This is a genomic window from Alteromonas sp. 07-89-2, assembly GCF_013113925.1.
In the GTDB taxonomy this organism is placed as follows: domain Bacteria; phylum Pseudomonadota; class Gammaproteobacteria; order Enterobacterales; family Alteromonadaceae; genus Alteromonas; species Alteromonas macleodii.
The window spans coordinates 156,305-175,778 of record NZ_VTYM01000002.1 but is presented as its reverse complement, the minus strand read 5'-3'; the positions used below and the strand labels follow the sequence as shown (position 1 = coordinate 175,778).

The following is a 19,474-nucleotide window of genomic DNA, read 5'->3' as shown; positions in this document are numbered from 1 at the left end:
CAATGAAGAAGCATTTAGTATCGCTTTTAATCTTTTCAATCCCTTTTATCTGTCTTTCTGAAGAGTTACCCAGTGAATTTAAGAATAACTTAATTTACCTAAAACCAAAGCTCGCGGACGGAACTACCCTGACATTTTTTACTGATACTGGTGGTGGTTGGAATGCGATCTCACGAGAGCTCAGCGAAAAATATGGTTGGGAGATAAGTCAAAAAGAATCTGAAAATGGGGTGATCGATGTTACTGATATGCCTCAGTTTGATCCAGAAGCGTCAATCCCCATGGCGGGATTGAATAATTGGTGGGCTGGAAAATTACAAGTAGTACCATCCGAAGAATTTAGTTCGACTAAGAAAAGCGACGGAACGCTAGGCGGACGTTGGCATGCTGAAAAAGTAATTGATTTTAATTACCCTGAGAAAAAAGTAGAAGTGCTAGATGAAACTCCGACATCAACTGAGTTTTCGACGGTTCCTTTGGGATTTCAAAAAGGCCTGGATGGTGGTTATACAATGGCTTTTCCAAGTATCGATATCTCAGTTAATGACAGACAGATTCCAATGTTATTAGATTCAGGTGCTTCGGCATGGCCATCGACAGAGGCGATGGAAAAAGGAGGGCTAGAAGGTGGTCAAGTTGCGACTTCTTTCATTGTCGCTTCAATATTCGATGAATGGGTGAAGTCTAACCCGGAATGGTTAGTGATTGAGGATGCATGTAATTTTTCTCATCAACCCATGATTCGTGTTCCTCATGTAAGAATTGGAAATAAAACCGTTGGCCCAGTTTGGTTCACAAGAAGAGCAGACAGTAGTTTCCACCAATTTATGTCTTCGATGATGGATAGGCGCATTGATGGCGCGTTAGGAGGTTCAGCGCTTCTGTACCTAAGACTCATTGTTGATTACCCCAACGAGCAAGCGTTGATAGCTAACGAAATTTGATAACAACGAGATAATTAAACCAAGATGTCTAATTTAATAACCCTTATGTTTATGCACATTCTTCTTTGTGCATTGCTCTACGTATTTCTCACGCTAGCTCGCGCGCCTTCGGTATGGGGAGTAGGGAAAAACAAAGATGGTTCAAACCCGTTTGCTGATATACAGCCTAAAGTAAGTGCGAATCTGAGCAATCAGTTTGAGTGGCCGTTATTTTTTCACGCTGTTTGCGCCTTGCTAATTGCCTTAGGTGAGCCAATCTGCAATTCACAAGTCTTCCTTGCGTGGGTATTTGCTATTGGCAGGGTGCTGCATAGTCTTGTACAAATATTTACTGACAATATTAGATTGCGTGGTTTGGTGTTTACTATCAACTTCGTTGCCGTTCTTGCAATGTGGTTGTTGCTTTTTATAGAACAGGTTTTAGGTTAAAGAGCGTAAGGGTTATGGAAGAAGTTTTTGAACCGCTGGGCCGCTTTATGCTTCGAGTAATAAAGTGGATTATCATAGACGCTATTATGGAATTCGTTTTGAAGGGCACGGGCCATGTGGTGCTTAAATTGCTTACCTTCGGAAAATATCCAAGAGCAGGTCGTGATGAGGGAAGGACCGTTGCTGTTGGTTTTATAAGCTTTGTGGTGGTTTTTGTCTGTCTTGCAATGATTGCTTAGTATTGAAAAAGGATATCTGCGATGAAATTAGAAAAGTGGGCGAGAATAAGAGAAAAAGGAAAACAGCGCTTCGTTCTAGTTTACGGCGTTTTAGGCTGGGGAGTCTCTACCGGTTTATTATGGTCATTATTTATGGCGTTTATCGAGCCTTCCGAAAATATCTGGGGAAGACTCGCCATTGCGATGATCATCTTTCCCATTGCGGGTATCGCTTTTGGCCACTTAACGTGGAACAAATCTGAAAAAGCTTTTGCAAAAGAAACGACGAAAACTGTATAGAATTGCTAGAACATGTCTTGTAATAACCAATGAAGGGAAGCCGCTGTTGTTAAGTATCAAAAAATTATTTGTTGTTTCATTAACTTTGCTTGTAGTTAGTTGTGCCAATATACCTATTGCAACAGTGCTTGAGTTTCGCTCATTTGATGAGGAGAAATTTGTTGAACTCGACCCCAATCATTTACTTACGAAGATTCACTTAGACAAGCCTGCCGAAATAAAACCAGAAAGCACCTGGCTTACCTTGGGTGTTAGCTCCTCAGAGCAAGAAAGAAGTTTTAAGTATAATCTTGAGGTTATTTCAGAAAAAACACTGCCGGCCGAGTCAGGATGGCTGAGTAAAACGCCAGTGCGAACTGAGTACATTTTAGGGTTAAGTGCCGACGCAATAAAAGAATTCACTGAACTTCAAGAGTTCATGGGTTCTGCATCGCCAACGGGCTTTGAACTTCACGTCAATACTGGGTTTAAAGAGGCGGCAAATGAAATGACAAGCATCACTATGTCTATCTTTTTAAAGCTTTACGCTGATGAAGACTATTTTACGCTAATCGATAGAGCGGAATTAGATATCGAGAAAGGAAGCGAGTAACTTCTATTAGGCTGGCTTTTTACCCATAACAAAGTAAAGTAATAATCTTCAGCTCTTCAAGCTTATTTAGAGAAGTACATGGAAGTATCTAAAGCCAGTATTCAAAAAGCAGTAGCTAACAATATCATCTCCGAGCAACAGGGCATTGCTCTGTACAATTTCTTCCAAGAAGAAAATCAGCATACTCCCTCTTTCACCTTCACGCATATTCTGTACTACTTAGGTGGCCTTATTGCAATTGGCGCCATGACTCTATTTATGAATTTAGGTTGGGAGCAATTTGGTGGTGCCTGCATCGTATTTATCTCTATGCTTTATGCTGGCGTGGGCTTAAAGCTTGCCAATTCCTTTGCGCGTAAGCATTTAATAATACCAGCAGGGATCTGTGCCACGTTCGTAGTTTGTTTAACGCCAATTGCTATCTACGGTGCGCAGCAATGGCTAGGGCTATGGCCCGACGACAATACGGTTTTTCGCCAGTTTCACCACCGCATTAAATGGCTATGGTTATATATGGAACTTGGAACGCTAGTAACTGGACTTATCGTAGCATGGCGATATAAATACCCGTTCTTAATAATGCCGATTGCGGTAACGCTCTGGTATATCAGTATGGACGCTGTGATGCTCATTATTGACCATGAGGACTTATGGAACAGCTACACGTGGCAATTCCGAGCACTTGTGTCGATGTACTTTGGCGCGTTGATGACGCTATTGGCGTTCTGGGTGGACATAAGAGCACGGAACACAGCAGATTACGCGTTTTGGCTTTATCTTTTCGGCGTTTTAGCGTTTTGGGGCGGCCTTACCAGCCAAGATTCAGACAGCGAACTGTCTAAGTTTATCTATTTCTGTATAAACCTTGCCATGATTGGCGCTGGTGCTCTGTTGGTTCGACGTGTATTTGTCATATTTGGTGCTTTGGGATGCTGTTTATATTTTGGTCATCTTGCTTCTACCGTTTTTGAAGATAGTTGGCTTTTCCCTGTAGCGCTATCAGCGATCGGTTTAGGCGTCGTATATTCGGGAATTTGGTGGCAAAAGAATGAGGCTCGCATAACAAAGAGTGCGCAAGCGATACTGCCGAAAGCGCTACAGGAACTATTAGCTAATAAAGCTTAGTTCACCTAGGCAGTAAATAAACCAGTAACTAACTCAATACAAATAACAATTAACAAAAGATAACGCTTACGCAGTAGTAAGGGGAAAGAGGTAAATGGAGATGTCGGAAAATAACGTAGAATTTAAGGAGCCTGGTCGCCTCACTACGTGGATAAAGTATTTATTGTACGTACAGGTGGCTTTAGCGCTCATAGCCATTGGTTCCAACTTAATGGAGTATCAACTTTTAACAGATTTTCAAAATGGCGTTTATTTCAATCAAGAAATGGCCGTTGCAGACGCTGAATCCAATGACAAAAGGCAGCAGATAATTGCTTTTTCGTATTTGGCGGTGTTTATCATTTCCGGCATCTTAATTCTTAAATGGATTTATCAGTCAAACCAAAATGCGCGTTATTTAGGCGCTAAAGATATGACGTTTACACCTGCTTGGTCGATAGGTTTCTATTTCATTCCTATTGTGTCGTTATGGAAACCTTATCAAGCGATGAAAGAGATTTGGCAAGCCAGCCAAAACCCTAACAATTGGCAGTTAGAAAAAGCAGGCCCTATTTTAGGCATATGGTGGTTTTTCTGGATCGCCAACAGTGTGGTTGGACAGGTCGTTTTTCGTATGTCCAGAAGGGCACAAGAAATCTCCGAAATAATGAATGTTAATCTGGTTTCGCAGGTTTTTGAGGTCCTATCCATTTCACTAGTCATAGTTACTTGGTTATTGATTAACAACATCTCTAACATGCAAAAAGCACAGCTTGAAGGTGACGTGGAAAAAGCAGAAACCGCAGAAGGTTCTGATTTACAACCCGCAAAATAGTAGTATCCATTTCGCTTGTTGCTCTGCCACAAAGGTAGAGCAACTGTCTTTATAAGACTAAAGTCTTACTCCATATGTAAACATTAAGTAAAAATTAAGTTGCGCGACAGTATCGTTATACTTAAGTATAACAAAAGGTCAGGATGACGCTGGCTCACGTACACATCTTCGTTTCTATACCTTTGATTTAATACAATAATGGGAGCCATACACCCCCAGTAATAAAGCGGCATAGAAACGCGCACAATACATGTAGGGGAAAAATGTATGTCAACTTCAGGAACGGGGGCGCTTGCTTTCTTACGCAAAGAAAACATTGTCGCACCAGATGGTTATAACCGCTGGCGGGTTCCGCCAGCATCTATCGCAATCCACCTTTGTATCGGGTCTGTTTATGCGTGGTCAGTTTTCAACACGCCGCTAACTCGAGACTTGGGCGTTGTTGCGTCTTCTGCTAACGATTGGAGTTTATCTTCGGTTGTTTGGATCTTCTCAGTGGCTATTGTTTGCCTTGGTTTAGCTGCCGCATTTGCGGGTAAATGGCTAGAGAAAGTAGGGCCGCGTTTTGTAGGCGTGGTTGCGGCTTTTTTGTGGGGCGGTGGTTTTATTATTGGTTCGATAGGTATCTCTTCCCATCAACTGTGGCTGCTGTACTTGGGCTACGGCGTACTCGGCGGCTTCGGGCTTGGGCTCGGTTATGTATCACCGGTCTCAACACTCATACGGTGGTTTCCCGATCGACGAGGTATGGCGACAGGCCTCGCAATTATGGGGTTTGGTGGAGGTGCAATGATAGGCGCTCCGCTTATTAGTGCACTGCTTGAAACCTTTCAAAGAGCGCCAGAATACTTAGGTGCAGAAAACATGGTTGCGCTGGTTACCGAAGAAGGGCGTCGTTTTGCAGAGACGGCAGCAGGAAAAGTAGAAGTGGTTATTGCCTCTGCAAATCAAGCAGCCTCGTTCGGTGGCGAAGCCGGTGTTTATGTCGTTGGTACGGGCGAAACTGGTGCGGCATCGACTTTCCTTACCCTTGGTATCGCTTATTTTATTGTAATGATGTTTGCGTCTTTCCAGTATCGCGTACCGAAAGAGGGGTGGAAACCAGAAGGATGGCAGCCTAAACCTGAAGCATCATCGAAAGGGATGGTATCGAAAAATCACGTCCATATTGATCAAGCCCTTAAAACGCCTCAATTTTGGTTGCTTTGGATAGTTCTATGTTTCAATGTTACCGCGGGTATTGGCGTTATTGGCGTAGCCAAGACCATGATCAATGAGATCTTTGGAAACTTAGCTATTGTTACCGCAGGTTTTGCCGGTACCTATGTATTGATGATCTCGGTGTTTAATATGGTAGGGCGCTTCTTCTGGGCGTCTACGTCTGACTACATTGGCAGAAAGAATACCTACCACTGCTTTTTCGTAATAGGTACGCTGCTTTACTTGTCTATCCCATTTTGGGCTGGAATGGGGAACACCACCGCGTTAATTGGGTTCTACATTGCAACAATGATAATTTTCACAATGTATGGCGGTGGCTTTGCAACCATTCCTGCATACTTGGCAGATTTGTTTGGTACCTTACATGTAGGCGGCATTCACGGCCGATTGCTAACAGCATGGTCTACTGCCGGCGTATTAGGGCCATTCGCTATTACTTATTTGCGCAATATGTCAGTAGAGAATGCAATTGCCGATTTAGCGGCAAAAGTCGACCCTGCCGCGTTTGCAAGTAAGTTTGGTGCGCCAATGGCTGACTTGCAAAAATTGGTAGAAGCTAAAACGGTAACGGTTGCACGTTTGCTGGAAATTGCGCCAGCCGGAACGGTAGACCCAACCTCTACGCTCTACAATACCACTATGTATGCAATGGCTGGGTTATTGGTATTGGCATTTATTGCTAACTTACTTGTAAAACCTGTGCGAGAGAAGCATCACGTAGAGAACACGCACCCCGAACTGGAGCCCGCGCAAGCAAGCTAATTTACCAATCGAGAATACCCGCTTTATAGCGGGTATTTTTTTGCAAAGGTGTTTTAAAATACTCTTTATTGATTAAGTTGAAACGTTCTGGCTTACTAGTGCGCTATTTTCTCATGAGTTGTCAGCTATGCTATTTAAGAAGAATCCTCTTGCCTCCATTGTTGTTTCTCTATGCTGTGCGTTTAGCCTCAATGTTAGTGCAAATGCGCCCTATGAATTAATGGGGGTGACAACAAAAACGGGGCAGAAAACGTCATATCTTGCTAAAGAAAACAACATAACTTTGCCAGTGACGGTTATTAACGGAAAAAGTGACGGTCCTGTATTGTTGCTTACCGCTGGTATTCATGGCGATGAGTTTCCATCTATGTATGCGTTGCAGCAACTACAGCAAAGCATTGATCCTAAAGAGATGAGCGGTGTGTTGGTTGTGTTGCACTTGGCAAACTTAGATGGGTTTCACGCAAATAGAATCGCGTTGAACCCTAAAGATGAGAAAAACCTAAATCGGGAATTCCCAGGGAGCGTTGATGGCACACCAACAGAACAGATTGCGGAGCTGCTAACCAGAGAGTTTATTGGCAAAACAGATTTTTTGATCGACATGCATTCTGGTAGCGCAAACCAAACGTTGCTGAATCATGTGTATTCTCCTTTTGTGGGCGACGAAGAACTTGATGCGTTAACATTTGAATTTGCCAAAGCCACGGGCATGCAGCATATCGTTATGTATGGCGACCGCCCAAGAGATCCCAACAATTCAATTTCATACCCTAACACAGCGATGACGAGAGGAAAGCCGGGACTGACGACTGAAATTGGGCATTTGGCACAGACAGATGAAGAATCGGTAGCAAAAGCGCTAGATGTGGCTAAAAACGCCATGTATTTTTTGAAAATGCTGCCAGAGACGCCAAAGCAGCACCCCGAGCCAGTTATCTATGAAACAATCAAATATCCTAAGAGCTCAAAAAACGGGTTCTTCAAAGCTTCTGTGGTGATAGGCGATAAAGTAAAGACAGGGCAGGATGTAGGTGCGGTCACGGACTATTTTGGAAATCACGTTGAAACCATTAAATCGCCCGTTGATGGCACGGTTATGATGGTTAATCAAATGCCAGCCATCAAAGACGGACAGTCTGTTATGGCTATTGGTGTTGAGGTTTCTGAATAAATAAGCTGGTGGCGTAGTTACAGTGGTGATCTAATTAACCTACTCAAACAAATAAATGTTAAAGTTATTTCACGAAATTGTGATTAGGGAATGATATGGACTTTCTTTTTAATGTTTTGATTTGGGTGGGCGTTGTTATTTTTGCCATATTTTTTATTGGATTTATGGCCGCTGCTAAGCTGAATAAACGCCAAGAAGAAAACCGCGCCAATCAGACGTCTGCAGAGCCTACTCGTGAAGGCGAAAAGCCGAGTAACCAAAATAAAAGTTAACCTTTCGTTCATTGTAAAACGTCAACTTTAAATAAAATCGTTCACATTTATTCACCCCTTTATATCAGTTCCCCCGTTTAGTGAAAAAAGGGGGAACATTATGCAAACAACAATTTTACCAAACGCCAACCCAAAGCACTTAACACACCAAAGTGTACTACCGTTTGAAAAAGCGCCTTTCGCTAAACGAGCTTTAGACGCGGCCACAATTGCTATAGCTGGATGTACCGTTACGGCAGGGCTTTTCGTATTAATGGCAGAGCTCATTAAGCAAGACAAAGTAAACATAAGCGAAGCCCCACCGGTGTTCTTTGAGCCGATCATTTACCAACCTGAAGACGAACGGACCATCACTAAAAAACCAATGGTGCCAATTGAGCAGGTAATTAAAACGCCACCTCAAAAAGTTATTGAGATTGACCCTGAGCCCAATGAAGGCCCAGGCGGCTTTGAGATAAAAACGCACATACCTAATACTGCGTTAGATTTGTCGATTAACCTAAATAGTGCGCAAGGTGATATGCAAGCCACACCCCAATTTAGGGTAGACCCCACTTATCCACCTGAGGCCAGTCGCGACGGTATTGAAGGCTGGGTAAAGCTAGGGTTTACGATAAGTGCTAGTGGCTCAGTGTCTGATATTACAGTACTAGATTCAGAGCCCAAGCGCGTGTTCGATAGAGCTGCGCGCAGAGCGCTTAAAAAATGGAAGTACAAACCCAAGCTGAATGGCGGTAAACCTGTTAGTCAGTCAGGTATGGTTGTAGTATTAGATTTCAAACTAGAACAATAAGGACTGCCTATGAGTATAGGCGCAAGCTTGCAAAGCCTGTTTCAAGGCAAGCGCGAAAAAGTGCTGGGAGTTAGCGAAAGGCTGATGCTGCGGTACAGCGCAAAAGGTGATGAAGCATCGTTAGCCGCGCTGTTTGACTTACACAGCCATAAGCTATTTTATTTTTTGAAGGTGTTAAGTGATAGCACTGTTGCAGAAGATATGTGTCAGCGCACTTGGATTAAGGTTATCGAAAATCGTCACTTATTTAAAAGCGGGGATAATTTTCAGGCTTGGCTTTTCACTATTGGTAGGCGAACGCTTATTGATGAATTCAGAAAAAACGCCAAGCTTGAATTTAACAACGAGACAGTTGAGTCGTTTTCGTTAAGCGAGTTACTTAAAAATGCACAGTCTTCGGTAGAGGACGATGTAGCAAAAGGGATAGAAAAAGACGTGTTTAAGGCATGTATTCAGCAGTTACCCTGCAAGCAGAAAGAGGCGCTTTCGCTACAGTTTGAAGGTTTTTCGTTAGCGGAAATCGCCACTATTTGCGGCGCTGAAAAAGAAACGATTAAAACCCGGATACGTTATGCCAAAGACAGCCTTAAAACCATGCTGGAGAAACTGTAATCATGTCTACATCAGATAAAGAGCTACAAGATGCGTTTAAACGCAGCCAGCAGGTACAAAAGCAAAATGATGGAATGAGCGAAAAGGCTAATGCTAGAATTCGTGAAAGGGTTCTCGCGTACAACAAGGCAATAGAAAGTGATAGTGGAATAAAACGCGTATTTGCTGCTACGGCAGCTAATATTCGAGCGTACTTCGCTTCTTCAACCTTACGTTTCACGGCTGTGGCATTTGCAATTGTCGCCATGTTGGGCGTTTACAACATAGGAACATTTCAACGTAACCATTCGTCGCCATTACAGACGGCAGCACACCGTGTAGACATTGTTCAATATCACGGATTCGAAGGGGAAGATAAGCTGCTAGCTGGTAAAGCCGGTACTGATTATAAAGCGCGATTTAATGCCTATACTCAACAATATCTTGAAAGCAATTTAGTCGCCAGAGCGGTTACGTTAGAGCCAGCCACGCTTACGGCGCAAAATGGGTATTGGCTCTTGGTGAGCTGCAAAAATCAGCAAGTTGTGGTTTCTGAAAACCTTATCGCATCATTAAATATTAACGGTCGCATAGAAGGGGATATCAATATTGGCACGCATGTAGCGCTCGCCTTTGATGCGCAAGGAAGAATACTTTCAATTAAACAGTCGAGTAAGCCGTTGATGTGCTGATTTATATGGCGTTTAGCTGGATGCGTTCGTAAACGAAGTAAGGGCGGTGAAACTCGCTCGAGCCTCGATTACGAACAATATTTTAGGAATGACTTATTTGTCTAAATCGTGTGCTCTAAAGGCATTTGGAAGTAACTCACCAATGGTGGTTTCGAATGTCTCGCCGTTTTGACTTACCATGGTAACGGGAGTTTCATCTGGGGCAAATTCAGCAATTTTCTGTCTGCATCCACCGCACGGAAAGCAAAACTCGTCGTTCGGGCTCGCAATAACGATATGCGAAATACGTTTTTGTCCCTGTGTGACCATATTGCCAATAGCTGTGGCTTCAGCGCATTGTCCTAATGGAAAAGCAGCACTTTCTACATTACAACCAGAGAAGGTTTCGCCACTTGGAGTAAGCACCGCAGCACCAACTTTAAAGTTGGAATAAGGTGAGTGTGAGTTTTTCTGTGCGTCAAAAGCAAGTTGTGATAGTTGTTCTAAATTATTTTTCTTCATAGCTACCTGTGTTAACCACCCAATACGCTTTACTTTTATCATCAAATGCGAGAAGGTTGGCGGCATTAGCGCCGCAACAAGCGTATACTTAATACTCAGGCGGTTTTTTCTTTTTTTATAGAATGCTTTTTTACCATGTGCAGAAACGTTAGTCTCATCTTTTTTTCTCTATTCGCTGCTATTTTAACCGGTTGTGCGCAAACACCACCTGTTTCAGAAAGACCACAAATGGGAAACCTGCTTTTAGCCGAACCTGCGCCCATTAATCCTCGTTCCGAAATGGCTATTGCTCGTTACAATCAGGTGCTTACCAGCCCTGCGTTATCAGATGAAGACAAAGCTGAACTGCACTTTCAGCGAGGCATGTTGTACGACAGCGTGGGCCTATCGGGCTTAGCGCAGTTTGATTACACCCAAGCCATTAATTTAAAGCCAGATTTGGCTGAAGCCTATAATTCTATGGGTATTCACTATATTCAGCAGAACGACTTTATTCAGGCTTACGACGCATTCGACTCCACGCTGGAAATCAACCCAGAGTATGATTTCGCGTTCCTAAATCGCGGTATTGCGCTTTATTACGGTGGCCGCGCCGAACTCGCGACCAACGATCTTAACCGCTTTTTTGAAAAAGATGACAGCGATCCATTTCGCGCTCTGTGGGCCTACTTTGCGCATCACGACGTGTCAGAGCTTGAAGGACAAAAATACTTGGCTTCTATTCGACCAACGCTGGACAACCAGCACTGGGCTACTACGCTGGTGGATTTGTTTTTAGGTACTGTTGATGAGAACGATGTACTTAACTCATTGTTAGACGGTGTGAAAAGCCAAAAAGCGTTAACAGACAGGTTGTGTGAAGCGTATTTTTACTTAGGTAAATTTCATACCCAGCGCGGCAACAGCGGTATTGCATCAAATTACTTCAAGCTTGCATTAAGCACCAATGTATTTGATTACGTTGAACACCGCTACGCACGAATGGAACTTAACCGTTTGCGTGAACTAGCTAGCAGCGATCTGGTTAGCGAAGAGTAAGCAGCAAGCGTTATGCGAGGCTTATTTTTAGCAGTGTTCGCACTGCTCATAGTTGCGGGCGATAGCGGACGCTATGTCCCGCAGCTAATTGCTAATGCAAGCAAGGTGCTTACGCCGGCAAGCCTAGTGTCAGATAGCGACCCAACTGAAAAGGCGAGCTCTGCTTCAGTAAATGCTGCCGACGGCATGGAACAGGACAGCACAGAATCTTCTCCCGACGCTCAAACTTCGGCTAATACCGAACGTTTCAATTATTCTAACTATCACCTTAAGCATGATGCACTAGCGCTACTTTGGTTAGCTGCAAAGCAGGGCAGTGAAAATGCACAGGCACGCTTGCTCGGTGAATTTGAGCGTGCGTATAACGAAGGCTTCATTGCTACTGACTATATCGATGAAGCCACTGCAACCTATTTTCTAGAGAAGCTAGTGAATCTTGAAAACGCAGACGCTGCATGGCTGCTGTACCAAATATTAGGTGAAGAAGGTGCGTCACAGCGCTTTATGCGCTTAGCGGCGCTCGGCGAGGTCGCAGAAGCACAGCTTGCGTTTGCAATGTCTACCGATTCGCCAGAAAAACGTGAGAAGTGGCTGGTACGCGCGGCTTCACAAAACTACGTACCCGCACAGGCCGCATTGGCCGATTGGTATCTTCTACACGGGCAACAACAACTAGCGAAACCACTGCTCGCAGCAACAGCAACCTTAGACATGCAAAGTGCATTTAAGTATGCTCGCCTTCTGTGGGACGAAGGGGAATTTTCTGAGGCCAAGCAGCATTTTAGCTTTGCCGCGAAGAAAGGGCATCTTCAAGCGGAAAAAGCCTTAGAGGCCATCAATCTCTACACGCCTTACTCTATAGAGCAAGCATTAAAGCAGTCTCCTTCATTTAACTGGGAGAGTGAAGGGAAGTGTCTTCAGCGTATACAGCCTTTTGCTACCAGTTTGGCTACTATCATGCGTGCGCACAGTCTTTACAACTCATTCAATAACGACAAGCGTCTGCAGAACCTTTCTATTTGCCTGGCCCCGCCTATTTGGCTTAAACCCGATGTACTAAGCTGCGATCCGGATTATAAGAACGCTGGGATCTTAGGCTGTAGTATTACTCCTTTGGCAAGCATTGCGAAAAAGCAGAAATTTAGTCATGCAGTAGTAGTGGCAGAGCAGGGTAAGGCAAATGTTCAAAACGGCGTAATGTACTTAGACATCAGTGACGCTTATTCAGTGTTTGTTCATGAGCTAGCGCACTTCGCAGGCTTCGCTGACGAATATCCTATTGGCAAGGGCATGGCGAATAGGCTGTGCGATGAAGATGGAATAAGCGATTTTGCACCACCAAACCTAATCGTAGATTCTGAGTACTGGTATGCACCTCACAAAACGGTCGAAAATTGGCTAGAGATAGATCCTGCAACCATTATTGCACGCGCCAAAACGTGCACCGTATTGGGGGAAAACAGCTATAAGCCCAGCCGCAGAATTACCTTTATGGAACATCACGATAGCGGCGTGATCCCGCCTTTATATTTGGTACTGTGGCAGCAGCAGCTGGAAAAACAAAATGCCCAGCGAACTATTTCAATGAATTTCTTCCAGGCATTCCACAATAGCGGCAACCAAAAAGAAGCCGCACACTGGTTAGCTGAATACGAAGCGTTTACTGGTGGCAAATAACCGCAGTTGTCATTACTAAAACAATGCACTCGCCACTATTTGGCGAGTGTATCTTTAAGCTCTCTTACCCACATAGATGTTGCACCACAAATTGCTACGGGCATAACGATAAAGTTAACCACGGGAATAAGTGAGAATATATTCACCATCATTCCGAACGTCATCGCTTTCCCTTTGTGTTCGCCAAGGTGCAGGCGCATGCGCGTAAAATCTATTTTGTGGTTGTCGTATGGGTAATCGCAGTACTGAATTGCCATCATCCAGGCGTTGAATAAAAACCACAAGAATTGCCCAATAATGGGCAGGAAAAAGAACAATAACAAAAAACCAATAGCGCGAGGTAAATACCAAACGAGCTTTGTGAGTTCGCGGCCTACTGTTCGAGGAATGTCTTTAACTAAAGACATCACGCCCTCGTCACCTAAATCTTGACCCGTTAAATGACGCTCAACCTTTTCTGATAGAACGCCATTAAACGGCGCTGCAATCCAGTTTGCGAGTGTACCAAAGATGAGTGCGAAAATGAGCAATACGCTAATGACTGCTAGGGGCCACAAGAAAAAGCTGATCGCTGTTTTGATCCAGCCTAACCATTCAGGTACAAGATCTATTACATAAGCGATGCCCATTTCTATTTGGCCAAATAAGAAGTAAAAAGCCACAGAAAAAAGCACTAAGTTTATTGTTAGGGGTACAAAAACAAAACGCTTTAATCCTTTGGTTTTTATAAGCGAAAAGCCTTCAAAGAAATAATGTACTCCGCCTGAACTCATTCGTACTCCTTCGCGTTTGAAACGCTGTGTTTGTTAACTATCTGCTCTATCATACGCGCTTGGCGTATTCTCTGCCTATCTCAGTGAAATGGTAATTGTTACAAGCTGTTAGATTTGGTAGAGTCGAAGCATAATAACAAAAGAATCTTCCGTGTGATTGCATCATTTCTACATCAACTGCTATTTCAGCCGACGGTTAGCTGGTTTCTGGCTAATATCAAGGCGATACCGCGTGCAGCTTTGTGTTTAAGAGGGATGATGTGTGAGGCTTAAAAAGATTAAGCTCGCGGGTTTCAAGTCCTTTGTTGAGCCAACTACTATTCCATTCCCCGGCGAAATGACCGCCATCGTAGGTCCTAACGGCTGCGGCAAGTCGAATGTCATTGATGCTGTACGTTGGGTTTTAGGTGAAAGTTCTGCCAAAAACTTACGCGGCGATGCAATGACCGACGTGATTTTTAATGGCTCTTCGTCTCGTAAGCCAGTGGGGCAATGTAGCGTTGAACTTGTTTTCGACAACAGTGCAGGGCGGATAGCGGGTGAATTTGCCAACTACAATGAACTGTCTGTTAAACGCTTAGTTACACGGGACGCCACCTCTACCTATTTTCTAAACGGCACTAAATGTCGCCGGCGTGATGTCACCGATCTATTTTTAGGAACAGGGCTCGGCCCCCGTTCTTACGCCATCATTGAGCAAGGTATGATCTCGCGGCTTATCGAGTCAAAACCACAGGACTTGCGTGTATTCATAGAAGAAGCCGCGGGTATTTCAAAGTACAAAGAGCGCCGTAGAGAGACAGAAAACCGTATAAGGCACACGCAAGATAACCTTGAACGCTTGAATGATGTGCGCGATGAATTGGGCAAGCAACTCGAAAAATTACAGCGTCAGGCGGCCGCGGCTACTCGTTACAAAACGCTACGTGCACAAGCCAGAGAGCTAAAAGGCCAGTTAGCAGCCCTTCGTTTTCTGAAAAATAGTGAACATATTGAAGCGCTGCAAAAACAGCAGCAAGCACTACAGTTAGAAGTGGACGACTTAGTTGCTCGGCTACAGGGCGATGAAGCGGGGCTTGAGTCGTACAAAACCAAGCAGCTGGAGACAAAGCAAACGATAGACGATCTTCAGCAGCAGCTGTTTACTACCAGTAACGCAATAACACGACTAGAGCAAAATGCGCTGCACGCAAAACAACGCAAAGGGCAGGTAGAGCAAGAGTTAGCAAGAATTCGCGAGCAACATGAATTGCTTAACCACTCTATTGACGAGGCACAGGAAGCGCTTGCAGTATCAAATGAGGCGCTTGAAAACATTGAGCCTGAATTTGCCCTTAAGGAAGCAGAGTTAGAGCATGCCAAAGAGCGTTTTGAAGACGCTGAACAAGCGCTAAGAGAATTTAACGCACAAGCGCGAGCGCAAGAACAAACCTACAATCAACTTCGTCAGAATGTTCAGCAATGCCATAGCCAAATTCAGTCAACGATGAGCATGCAGTTACGCACTTCTCAGCGTATCAGCGAACTACAAGACGAGCTAAAACAGCTAGATGAAGAAGATTTTGCCAGTCAGATTACGCTTTTAGAAGAGCAATGTAGCGAACTCGATTTTGACATTGACGAAGCTAAACAATTGCTTCAAGAGGCCAATCAACGGGTGTCGCAGCAACAAGGCGAAGTCAATGCTTTTGAAGCGAAGCGCCGTGATGTGCAGGGCCAGTTACAAACTGCACTGTCCACAAAAGCTGCGCTAGAAGCGCTTCAGCAAGATGCCTCAAATAATGAAGACGTAACGTTAGACGGAATAGAAAAGCTGTGGCAGCAGTTTAGCTCTAACCAAACTCTTGCACCTTGCGTAGAATCGATTTTACAACACACCAAAGACCCCGTTGTTGCTAAAAGCCATGACATACAGGCACTGCTGCAAAACCAAGATAACTTGCCAAGCGGCATTAAAGTGTTTACCGATAAGGCGTTTGTAAGCACTGCCAAATCCGGTTCATTAGCACACGCTTTATTAACTGAATCTAGCACTAATGAATCGTCAACACAGCGTGTTCCCGCATTTTTTAATGACATTTACCTTTGTAGCAACGATGACGAACTTGCGGAAACGATTGAAAGTGCTTTTGTAAGCGTTCTTGATAAAGAAGATGAACCTGAAGGCCTAGCTAAGGGGTTTACTAGCGCAATCTCGCCTTCAGGGTTGTGGGCTAGCTCGCAGTGGGTAGTGAAACCTGGCGAAGCAAGCGACGGTGCTTTGCAGCGGGCGAACAAAATTAAGGCGCTGGTAGACCGCATTGAAGAAACTGAAAGCCTTATAGATGAAATTGAGCATTCATTAGAGCGCGCCAAACAGGCACTTGAACAGAGCGAAGCGCAAAAGCAGGCTATTCAGAGCGCCTTGGGTGAAAAAGAAAACCAGCGTGCACAGATTAAAAATAAACTTTCTTTGCTTGAAATGCAGCAAGAGCAACAGTCTACACGCACTGCCAAACTTAATGACGAGTTAGCAAAGCAAGAGTTAATGTTAGCGAAAGAAGAAGAGCAGTTAGCTCAGCTTTCGGAAAAGTTAGAGCTTCAAGAGGCACAAATTCTTGAACACGAAGTACACATTGACGATGTGAACGCTAAGCGTGATGCAAATGAGCGAACTACGTCAGAGCTGCGCGCGTTAGTTGATACATTAACGTCGCAAAATCATGAGCTTGCACTTAAGAAGCAGCAACTAGAGAACCATAAGAATTTATATGGCCAACAGGTTACACGTAACCTCCAGCAGCGTGAAGAGTACATAAAAAACAAAGAAAGATTACAAAAAGAACTTACACAGCTGACGTCTCCTGAAGAAATTCAAGAAGCAGAGCTACAGTCGTTGTTAGAGAATAAAGCGGAATTAGAACAGCTGAAAAGTGCTAAGCAAAGTAGTCTTGAAGATATAGAGCAGTGGTTGCGAGAAGCCGAAAAAGGGCATCAAGCTCTGGGTAAAGACATTCAAACGCGACAAAGCAATATCGATAAACTCAACATTGATATTGAAGGCTATCGGGTACGTGCGAATACGATTTTAGAACAGCTTGATGAAACGCAGCAGTCGCTGAAGAGCATTCTAGAAAGCTTACCTGAAGATGCCGAAGAGAAACGCTGGCAAGAAGACCTTGAAAAAACGCAGGCTAATTTGCAGCGCTTAGGTGCAGTGAATTTAGCCGCAGTTGAAGAATATGAAACCCAGTCGGAAAGAAAGTCACATTTAGATACACAGCACAATGACCTTACTGAAGCCTTGGAAACGCTACAATCGGCCATTCGGAAAATTGATAAAGAAACCCGCACGCGCTTTTCTACCACCTTTGAACAGGTTAACGAAGACCTTAAAACGTTATTTCCCAAAGTGTTTGGGGGCGGTTCGGCGTATCTTGCGCTTACCGATGACGATTTGTTAGAAACTGGGGTGACGATAATGGCTCGCCCCCCTGGTAAGAAAAATAGTACGATTCACCTCTTAAGCGGTGGAGAAAAAGCACTAACCGCTTTATCATTGGTGTTTGCTATTTTCAGATTAAATCCGGCTCCATTTTGTTTGCTGGATGAAGTAGATGCACCATTGGATGATGCAAATGTAGGGCGCTTTTGTAACTTAGTGTCAGAAATGTCACAAACAGTGCAGTTTATTTATATCACCCACAATAAAATAGCGATGGAAATGGCCAGTCACCTCACCGGTGTTACCATGGCGGAACCGGGAGTTTCGCGCATGGTGGCGGTAGATGTGGACGAGGCTGTAGCCTTCGCAGAAGCATAACAAAGGGCGAAAGAAATTAAATGGAAGATCAATTACGTCTATTTTTACTCCTTGGAGGCACGGTTTTTATTATCGCAGTGCTTGCCCATGGTATTTGGAAAATTCGTAAAAACAGTAAGCCTTCGGAAAAAGAGCGCTTAGAGCCCCGTCAGTGGCAAGATGATGACAATGATTTCGAGTCCGACGAGCAAGAAGGCTTTGACGAGCTTGGCATTGGCGCGGTGCGCGTGGTTAGCAAATCACAAAACCAAGAGCGTGAGGCTGCAAGCAACGTATCGACGAATACGGCAAAAAGCCCTGCGCATCACGATATCAATGAAAAACATGCTTACAGCAGCGAAGAAGCTGATGACGACGATAGCTTGTCTCAACATGCCACGTCAAAAGAGCACGGTGATGGAAAAGAGGGCGCACACGGTGAGCATGCGGGTAAACGCCCAAGCAGCGTTGGTAATTCCGCTATGCCGTCTGACGGGAAAGAAGAAGCTGAGAAAGCACCAAAGCTCTATGGCTCTGTGGTTACGAATCCGAAGCCACACATGAAAGGGCAAGCTCGTCCCGATGGCGCATCTACAAAAGGTGCTAACAGAGGCGACGAAAACCTTGCCGCGTTCCCTGAACCTCCTGGCTTCTTACTTCGTGAAGGCGAAGAGCAAGAGGAAACGTCTTTAGCGTCGCATGCTCAGCGTGAAGAAAGCGAACAGCCAAATACTCCAAGTAATCAAGAGAGAGCGGATAACGCGCAATCGCATGATCCAATTCAGAGTCAGGCGGGCGGTCATCAAGAAAGTGGGCGTGCAGAGCCAGTTCGTCCTGCACAGAAGTTTTATATCGACCCAACGCTGGAGGAAGAGCCTGAAACAGTGCAGCCGCCGGCTAAAAACGAAAGAGAAGTTGCTGATTTTAGTTTAGATGCACCCGAAGAGTCTGTTTCATCCAGCGATGTTCATGAAGAAAATGAACAGCCTCGACGTTTTGCACGTAATAAACGAAGCAAAACGCCAGTGAGAAGACGTGAAGAGCCGAATTTTGGCGACGATCAAATGCGTATTGATTTTGACACCAGTGAAGCAGCTAGCGCTGATTTTGGCGATGAAAGCTTTAGTGCTAATGAGTCAGGTAATGATGGTGCTGGAAGTACACCAAAGACCGCTAAGTCGTCGATTGAACCTGAGGTTTTAGTATTAAATGTAAGAACGCCAGAAGGCGAGCCCATTTCAGGTGCTGCACTATTACCTATGCTATTAACATTAGGGTTTAAATTTGGCGATCAAGACATCTTCCACCGCCACGTAAACTCAAATGGCAAAGGGCCAGTATTGTTTAGCCTTGCTAACATGTTTAAGCCTGGGGTTTTCGATATTGATAACCTAGAGAACTTTGAAACCCAAGGTATTTCACTGTTTATGATATTGCCTATTGAGGGTGACCCTCATCAAGTGTTTAACATGATGCACAATGCAGCCCGCAAATTGGCAGATGAGTTCGGCGCACAGGTACTTGATGGACGCCGAAGCGTATTAACGAAGCAGGGCTTACAGCAATACGTTGAGAAAATTCGTGAGTTCGAGCGCAAGCGTATGATTGCGCGCAGCTAGCGTTAATTTATCACTTGCGCCTCAATCTTATGGATTATTCATGTAGGTGCAAAAACAAAAAAGGACTTGGCTCATACCCAGGTCCTTTTCTATTGATTAGGGTCTGTTGATCTTTGATGTATAACAAGGGCTAGCAAGCCATAGCATTGTAGCGTGGC

General features: G+C 44.4%; 19 protein-coding genes. 17 read left to right on the top strand and 2 right to left on the bottom strand.

Annotation, left to right across the window (positions count from 1 at the left end; translation table 11 throughout):
• Positions 1–2: 2 nt before the first annotated feature.
• From F0261_RS02075 to F0261_RS02015, 13 genes are all read left to right on the top strand, one after another.
• Complete coding sequence (locus tag F0261_RS02075; RefSeq protein WP_171337096.1) at positions 3–944, top strand: hypothetical protein; 942 nt, start codon at positions 3–5, stop codon at positions 942–944.
• Between the two features lie 24 nt (positions 945–968).
• Positions 969–1,373, top strand: coding sequence for an MAPEG family protein (locus F0261_RS02070; protein WP_171337095.1), 405 nt, complete (start codon positions 969–971; stop codon positions 1,371–1,373).
• A 14-nt stretch (positions 1,374–1,387) separates the two neighbouring features.
• The gene (locus F0261_RS02065) at positions 1,388–1,612 is read left to right on the top strand and encodes a hypothetical protein (RefSeq protein WP_014976508.1); all 225 of its coding nucleotides are present in this window, start codon (positions 1,388–1,390) and stop codon (positions 1,610–1,612) included.
• 21 nt (positions 1,613–1,633) lie between these two features.
• Positions 1,634–1,891, top strand: a complete 258-nt coding sequence (locus F0261_RS02060; RefSeq protein ID WP_171337094.1) for a hypothetical protein — start codon at positions 1,634–1,636, stop codon at positions 1,889–1,891.
• A 46-nt stretch (positions 1,892–1,937) separates the two neighbouring features.
• Positions 1,938–2,483: a hypothetical protein gene (locus F0261_RS02055; RefSeq protein ID WP_171337093.1), complete on the top strand. Its 546-nt coding sequence runs from the start codon at positions 1,938–1,940 to the stop codon at positions 2,481–2,483.
• A gap of 78 nt (positions 2,484–2,561) precedes the next feature.
• Positions 2,562–3,608 carry a DUF2157 domain-containing protein gene (locus F0261_RS02050; protein WP_171337092.1) on the top strand — a complete coding sequence of 349 codons (1,047 nt, stop codon included), beginning with the start codon at positions 2,562–2,564 and terminating at the stop codon, positions 3,606–3,608.
• A gap of 94 nt (positions 3,609–3,702) precedes the next feature.
• Entirely contained in the window at positions 3,703–4,422 is a 720-nt protein-coding gene (locus F0261_RS02045) for a DUF4328 domain-containing protein (protein WP_171337091.1), read from the top strand.
• A gap of 267 nt (positions 4,423–4,689) precedes the next feature.
• Positions 4,690–6,405, top strand: coding sequence for an OFA family MFS transporter (locus F0261_RS02040; protein ID WP_171337090.1), 1,716 nt, complete (start codon positions 4,690–4,692; stop codon positions 6,403–6,405).
• Between the two features lie 127 nt (positions 6,406–6,532).
• On the top strand, positions 6,533–7,579 hold the full coding sequence (locus tag F0261_RS02035; RefSeq protein ID WP_253819163.1) for a succinylglutamate desuccinylase/aspartoacylase family protein: 1,047 nt from the start codon (positions 6,533–6,535) through the stop codon (positions 7,577–7,579).
• A 95-nt stretch (positions 7,580–7,674) separates the two neighbouring features.
• Complete coding sequence (locus tag F0261_RS02030; RefSeq protein ID WP_014979255.1) at positions 7,675–7,851, top strand: hypothetical protein; 177 nt, start codon at positions 7,675–7,677, stop codon at positions 7,849–7,851.
• 100 nt (positions 7,852–7,951) lie between these two features.
• Positions 7,952–8,644 carry an energy transducer TonB gene (locus F0261_RS02025; protein WP_171337089.1) on the top strand — a complete coding sequence of 231 codons (693 nt, stop codon included), beginning with the start codon at positions 7,952–7,954 and terminating at the stop codon, positions 8,642–8,644.
• Between the two features lie 9 nt (positions 8,645–8,653).
• Complete coding sequence (locus F0261_RS02020; RefSeq protein ID WP_171337088.1) at positions 8,654–9,256, top strand: RNA polymerase sigma factor; 603 nt, start codon at positions 8,654–8,656, stop codon at positions 9,254–9,256.
• A 2-nt stretch (positions 9,257–9,258) separates the two neighbouring features.
• A complete protein-coding gene (locus tag F0261_RS02015) occupies positions 9,259–9,927 on the top strand; it encodes a hypothetical protein (RefSeq protein ID WP_171337087.1) in 669 nt (222 codons plus the stop codon).
• 93 nt (positions 9,928–10,020) lie between these two features.
• Here the strand turns inward: F0261_RS02015 and cdd are convergent, their stop codons facing one another.
• Positions 10,021–10,428, bottom strand: coding sequence for a cytidine deaminase (cdd, locus tag F0261_RS02010; RefSeq protein WP_039220705.1), 408 nt, complete (start codon positions 10,426–10,428; stop codon positions 10,021–10,023).
• Between the two features lie 135 nt (positions 10,429–10,563).
• Here cdd and nlpI point away from each other — a divergent pair, with 135 nt between their 5' ends.
• Positions 10,564–11,466, top strand: coding sequence for a lipoprotein NlpI (gene nlpI, locus F0261_RS02005; protein WP_014949420.1), 903 nt, complete (start codon positions 10,564–10,566; stop codon positions 11,464–11,466).
• Between the two features lie 12 nt (positions 11,467–11,478).
• Complete coding sequence (locus tag F0261_RS02000) at positions 11,479–13,143, top strand: sel1 repeat family protein (RefSeq protein ID WP_171337086.1); 1,665 nt, start codon at positions 11,479–11,481, stop codon at positions 13,141–13,143.
• Positions 13,144–13,178: 35 nt separating this feature from the next.
• Here F0261_RS02000 and cysZ read toward each other — a convergent pair whose 3' ends face one another.
• On the bottom strand, positions 13,179–13,916 hold the full coding sequence (gene cysZ / locus F0261_RS01995) for a sulfate transporter CysZ (protein ID WP_171337085.1): 738 nt from the start codon (positions 13,914–13,916) through the stop codon (positions 13,179–13,181).
• 262 nt (positions 13,917–14,178) lie between these two features.
• Between cysZ and smc the strand changes: the two genes are divergently transcribed.
• Entirely contained in the window at positions 14,179–17,718 is a 3,540-nt protein-coding gene (gene smc / locus F0261_RS01990) for a chromosome segregation protein SMC (protein WP_171337084.1), read from the top strand.
• A gap of 20 nt (positions 17,719–17,738) precedes the next feature.
• Positions 17,739–19,316, top strand: coding sequence for a cell division protein ZipA (gene zipA / locus F0261_RS01985; protein WP_110289635.1), 1,578 nt, complete (start codon positions 17,739–17,741; stop codon positions 19,314–19,316).
• Positions 19,317–19,474: the final 158 nt, after the last annotated feature.

What these genes read in the sequence shown, in the direction of transcription:
- cdd (WP_039220705.1), bottom strand. Translation starts at nt 10,428, where the DNA reads ATGAAGAAAAATAATTTAGAACAACTATCACAACTTGCTTTTGACGCA.
- F0261_RS02050 (WP_171337092.1), top strand. Translation starts at nt 2,562, where the DNA reads ATGGAAGTATCTAAAGCCAGTATTCAAAAAGCAGTAGCTAACAATATC.
- F0261_RS02030 (WP_014979255.1), top strand. Translation starts at nt 7,675, where the DNA reads ATGGACTTTCTTTTTAATGTTTTGATTTGGGTGGGCGTTGTTATTTTT.
- F0261_RS02075 (WP_171337096.1), top strand. Translation starts at nt 3, where the DNA reads ATGAAGAAGCATTTAGTATCGCTTTTAATCTTTTCAATCCCTTTTATC.
- F0261_RS02040 (WP_171337090.1), top strand. Translation starts at nt 4,690, where the DNA reads ATGTCAACTTCAGGAACGGGGGCGCTTGCTTTCTTACGCAAAGAAAAC.
- nlpI (WP_014949420.1), top strand. Translation starts at nt 10,564, where the DNA reads ATGTGCAGAAACGTTAGTCTCATCTTTTTTTCTCTATTCGCTGCTATT.
- F0261_RS02045 (WP_171337091.1), top strand. Translation starts at nt 3,703, where the DNA reads ATGGAGATGTCGGAAAATAACGTAGAATTTAAGGAGCCTGGTCGCCTC.
- F0261_RS02035 (WP_253819163.1), top strand. Translation starts at nt 6,533, where the DNA reads ATGCTATTTAAGAAGAATCCTCTTGCCTCCATTGTTGTTTCTCTATGC.
- F0261_RS02070 (WP_171337095.1), top strand. Translation starts at nt 969, where the DNA reads ATGTCTAATTTAATAACCCTTATGTTTATGCACATTCTTCTTTGTGCA.
- F0261_RS02025 (WP_171337089.1), top strand. Translation starts at nt 7,952, where the DNA reads ATGCAAACAACAATTTTACCAAACGCCAACCCAAAGCACTTAACACAC.
- F0261_RS02060 (WP_171337094.1), top strand. Translation starts at nt 1,634, where the DNA reads ATGAAATTAGAAAAGTGGGCGAGAATAAGAGAAAAAGGAAAACAGCGC.
- F0261_RS02015 (WP_171337087.1), top strand. Translation starts at nt 9,259, where the DNA reads ATGTCTACATCAGATAAAGAGCTACAAGATGCGTTTAAACGCAGCCAG.
- zipA (WP_110289635.1), top strand. Translation starts at nt 17,739, where the DNA reads ATGGAAGATCAATTACGTCTATTTTTACTCCTTGGAGGCACGGTTTTT.
- cysZ (WP_171337085.1), bottom strand. Translation starts at nt 13,916, where the DNA reads ATGAGTTCAGGCGGAGTACATTATTTCTTTGAAGGCTTTTCGCTTATA.
- F0261_RS02020 (WP_171337088.1), top strand. Translation starts at nt 8,654, where the DNA reads ATGAGTATAGGCGCAAGCTTGCAAAGCCTGTTTCAAGGCAAGCGCGAA.
- F0261_RS02000 (WP_171337086.1), top strand. Translation starts at nt 11,479, where the DNA reads ATGCGAGGCTTATTTTTAGCAGTGTTCGCACTGCTCATAGTTGCGGGC.
- F0261_RS02065 (WP_014976508.1), top strand. Translation starts at nt 1,388, where the DNA reads ATGGAAGAAGTTTTTGAACCGCTGGGCCGCTTTATGCTTCGAGTAATA.